The organism is Achromobacter sp. GbtcB20 (assembly GCF_019091095.1).
GTDB classification, from domain to species: domain Bacteria; phylum Pseudomonadota; class Gammaproteobacteria; order Burkholderiales; family Burkholderiaceae_B; genus Achromobacter; species Achromobacter mucicolens.
Window position 1 is genome coordinate 1 of sequence record NZ_JAGXJZ010000975.1, and the last position, 230, is coordinate 230.

At 73.9% G+C, this 230-nt stretch carries 1 protein-coding gene; it reads left to right on the forward strand.

The window, feature by feature from the left end:
• On the forward strand, positions 1-230 hold a 230-nt coding region (locus tag KVT32_RS31890), incomplete at both ends, for a hypothetical protein (RefSeq protein WP_217619613.1).

Here is a 230-nt window from a genome sequence, read left to right on the forward strand (position 1 = left end):
CGCGCCGAAGGTGCGAACGACAGCCTGCGCGTGACCCAGAAGGTCGGCGCCGCTGTGCCGGTGCGCACCCTGCAGGCGACGCTGGTGCTGCTCGACGCGCCGAAGACCATCTCGGTCGCGCGTCCGGCGGACGCGCTGCCTGGGCGCGGCGGCGTGCGCACCACCTTCAGCCCGCGCCTGGCCGGGAGCATGGCCGCGGTGCGCGACTACATGCGCGCCTATCCGTATTC